The 3,526-nt window shown below is 64.6% G+C and carries 4 protein-coding genes; all 4 read left to right on the forward strand.

Going from position 1 to position 3,526, the window contains the following annotated elements; genetic code table 11:
- Positions 1–894: 3-deoxy-7-phosphoheptulonate synthase (locus AWC25_RS06120; RefSeq protein WP_142278711.1), on the forward strand; the 894-nt coding region annotated here is incomplete at its 5' end.
- A 581-nt stretch (positions 895–1,475) separates the two neighbouring features.
- Positions 1,476–2,063, forward strand: coding sequence for a hypothetical protein (locus AWC25_RS06125; RefSeq protein ID WP_085166493.1), 588 nt, complete (start codon positions 1,476–1,478; stop codon positions 2,061–2,063).
- Positions 2,060–2,710, forward strand: coding sequence for an RES family NAD+ phosphorylase (locus AWC25_RS06130; protein ID WP_244899466.1), 651 nt, complete (start codon positions 2,060–2,062; stop codon positions 2,708–2,710). Before AWC25_RS06125 ends, AWC25_RS06130 begins: the two co-directional genes overlap by 4 nt.
- Positions 2,711–2,950: 240 nt before the next feature.
- Positions 2,951–3,520 carry a hypothetical protein gene (locus AWC25_RS26415; RefSeq protein WP_142278712.1) on the forward strand — a complete coding sequence of 190 codons (570 nt, stop codon included), beginning with the start codon at positions 2,951–2,953 and terminating at the stop codon, positions 3,518–3,520.
- Positions 3,521–3,526 lie beyond the last annotated feature (6 nt).

Here is a 3,526-nt window from a genome sequence, read left to right on the forward strand (position 1 = left end):
ACCGACCCCGGAAACGACCCCGCACCAAGACCACCTGACACCCACTTCAACGATTCGCTACGCTCACCGCAGCAGCGCCTGAACCTGGGGAATTACGTGACCGCAGCCCCTGGGGAATTACGTGACCGTAGACACTTCGAGAAGCCTCGCACCACCGTCGGGTGGAAGGGACTCATAAACGATCCCGGTCTGGACGGCAGCTTCCAAGTGGAGCGCGGGCTACGCACCGCCCGTGCGTTGCTATTGGACATCATCGAGCTTGGTCTGCCCGTGGGATGTGAATTCTTGGAACCCACCAGCCCGCAATACATCGCCGGCGCGGTTGCCTGGGGTGCGATCGGCGCTCGGACGACTGCGTCGCAAGTGCACCGCCAACTGGCCTCCGGGCTCTCGATGCCAATCGGGTTCAAAAACGGCACCAACGGCGACATCCAGGTCGCCATCGACGGCGTCGCAGCAGCGGCGACACCACATCACTTCTTCGGTGTCGATAGCTTCGGCCGGGCCGCCGTTGTCGAAACATCCGGCAATCCTGACTGTCACGTGATTCTCAGGGGCGGGTCGACTGGCCCCAGCTACGACGCAGCCTCGGTCACCGCGGCGGTTGGTCGATTACGCAAGGCAGGGCTACCCGAACAGGTGATGATCGACTGTTCGCACGCCAACTCCGGCAAGGACCACATCCGGCAGGCTGCGGTCGCCGCCGAGGTGTGCGCACGTATCGCCGCGGGTGAACCTGCCATCTCCGGTCTGATGCTGGAAAGCTTCCTTGTAGCCGGAGCTCAGTCTGTGAGCGGCGGCGAGTTGGTGTACGGCCAATCCGTGACCGATCAGTGCATGGACTTCAGCACGACCGCCAACCTACTAGCCAGTCTTTATGCAGCAAAGGGCTGACCTGGGTCCGCCCCGGGAAGCAATACCTGCGAAACGGAATCGGGAGAATTAACGGTAAAATTACTCCATAGTCGGAATTATACTGTGCGGCAACGATATCGTGGGCGGCGCGGATTAGCTGAGCTGCACCGGCACCAGCCTCGCAACCAAATTCGTCACTGTGACGAAAATTGGCCGCGGTCACGTGCGAGAGGCGGTGCATAAGCCCGCAGGGCTGCGGCCGTACTGTCCCGCAATGACCGCCTGGCCCCTCGGCTCCTGGTTGCGGCTTGACGCGGACTCTCCCCACCTCGTGGCACGGAAAAATACGGCGGAATCGAATATGCGAATTACCAGTCAACCTCGCCGTATTCGAATCATTCTGTGCGCCAACACATTTCCTAATAATGCGCACGCACGCCGATAGCGCGGTCAGAACGTTGCGCCGCCGCACGTGACGGTTACAGCTTAGGGGCCTTCCTGTCGGCGTCGGTGGCCGAGCTGCTCGGCTGACGCACCGCACCCTTGCCGGGCTAACGGCTGTACCGTATCGTTAGTATTCGTTAGCCGTGCGGATCGGGCGGACAATCAAGGAGTACGGGATGAGCAACGACGAGCTGGATCAACTACTGGCCCAACGGTTCAACTTCGAGCGGGCGGATCTGGTGGTCGCGTTGAAGACGCTGCCAGCGATCAGGCCAGGCGCCGCGGCACTTACCGAGGATGAGGCAAGGCTGCTCGACGAAGCCGGCTTTATCGACGATCCGGTCGCGTTCGCCGAGGCCGCGGCCGACATCGTTGCGCACACTGCACTGTTGATCACCACCGCCTACACCGGGCCCGAGGTGGCCGCGCTATTGGGGATTAATGAGTCGCGGGTGCGGCAGCGGCGCTTGGCCGGCACGCTGTGGGCCATTGATCGCGACGGCACGTGGGTATACCCCGTGATTCAGTTTGAGCTGAATCCGAAGACGGGCAAGCCCGACAAGCAGATCCGCGGGCTGGAGCAGGTCTTCCAGGCCCTGCCGGCCGGAATGCACCCGACGGCGGTGGCCGGATTGCTGCGCACACCGCAGAGCGAGCTGCAGATCGACGGCCAGCCCCGATCGATTGTGGAATGGCTGCGAAGCGGCGGCCCGCTGGCACCGGTACTCGAGCTGATCGAGATCGCCGACTGGGCCAGTACGTGAGCGACGGGGCCACGCTTCCTGACCCGCCGAGCGCTGAGCAGCTGCGCAGGATCGGCATCCGCGATGACGAGCGGCACCGGATCGACACCAGCGAGACATGGTGGCGCATTCACCGCACGGAAGGCACCCATGTCCTGGCGTGGAACGCCTTTCGGCACTTCGGGCCGGTGCTGCGCTTTGACCCCCACCCTCCCCCGCCGTCCGAGCACCCAGATCGGCCCGTGTGGTATGGGGCCTCGAGCCCCGGGGTCGCGCTTGCTGAGGCGTTTCAAATCGATCGCACCATCGACCGTCGACGCGGCCAACCGTACCTGACTGGGTTGCGGTTCACCCGGGTGCTATCCGTCCTGGATCTAGCAGCCGACAGCGCCGGAGCGTGGGTCACCCGCGCAGGCGGCACCTTCGCGATATCGACTGCACCGCACCTGGTTACGCAACGCTGGGCTCGCACGGTGGTCGAAGCATTCCCAGACCTTGACGGAGTGCGTTACAACAGCCGTTTCGCCGGGGCGCCGTGTGTGGCGCTTTTTGCACCGGCCCGCTCGGCGATGCCAACGCAACCAATACTGTCATTGCCTCTGACCCACCCCGGCCTGGGCGGGCGCCTCGCCGCCGCCGCGCGGCATCTGGGATACCAAATCATCTGACTGCCCGGCGCAGGTGCAGCCCGGCGGTGCCCGCCAACCCGCGCCACTCCCCCCACCGGCCCGACCGGTCTGTGGCCCGCATTGCTCGACGTTCTTGGACGCGTGGCGAATCCGGGCGGCGCGAAACGGAAGGTTGCTGAGGATCACCGTTCTTGGGCGATGCGTTGCTGCCAGGGCAACATTCGAAGTTGGAAAGGCGTAGCTCGGCATTGGCCCATCAGGCCGGGCTAATTTTGGCGAGTGAGTATTGCGGCTTTTCTGGCCGGGGTCGACCGCATCCTGACCCGCGCGCACGACCTGTATCCCGCTGATGGGTTGGGCACTTCGCTGCCTTTCCTCGGATGCTGGCTCGCCACCGCCGTTGCCGGACGGTATCGGAGGGTTCCGAACCGGTGCAATGCGGGCCGCTGGCTCCTATCAACAGGCCCGGGCCAGCGCGGCGGGCCTGGACCAGGAACTGCCCGGGGGGCCGCCGAGCACGGCGCGGCGATCGGCGCGCAGGGCCGATTCGGCTCCGGGGTGATTCGCGACCAGGCCCGCGCGGTGGCCGCGGCCGTCGGCCCGATGGTCAGATCCCCGGCCGGAGCCCAGCTGATCGTGGCCGCGATGGACCAGCATCTCTCTGCGATGCAAGGCCAGTTGGAAACGACGAAGACCGAGAACCAGGCCGTCGTGTCGACCCTGCAGCAGACCGCGGGGGGGTACCAAACACTGTCCGATGGCGTCAAGGACTTCCCCGTGATCGCGCTCATCGAAAGTCCTCAGGTGTGCTCGCTGAAATTCCTCACCTGTGAGCAGCGGTCAGTGTAGTTGGTG

It is taken from the genome of Mycobacterium sherrisii (assembly GCF_002102355.1).
GTDB lineage: Bacteria > Actinomycetota > Actinomycetes > Mycobacteriales > Mycobacteriaceae > Mycobacterium > Mycobacterium sherrisii.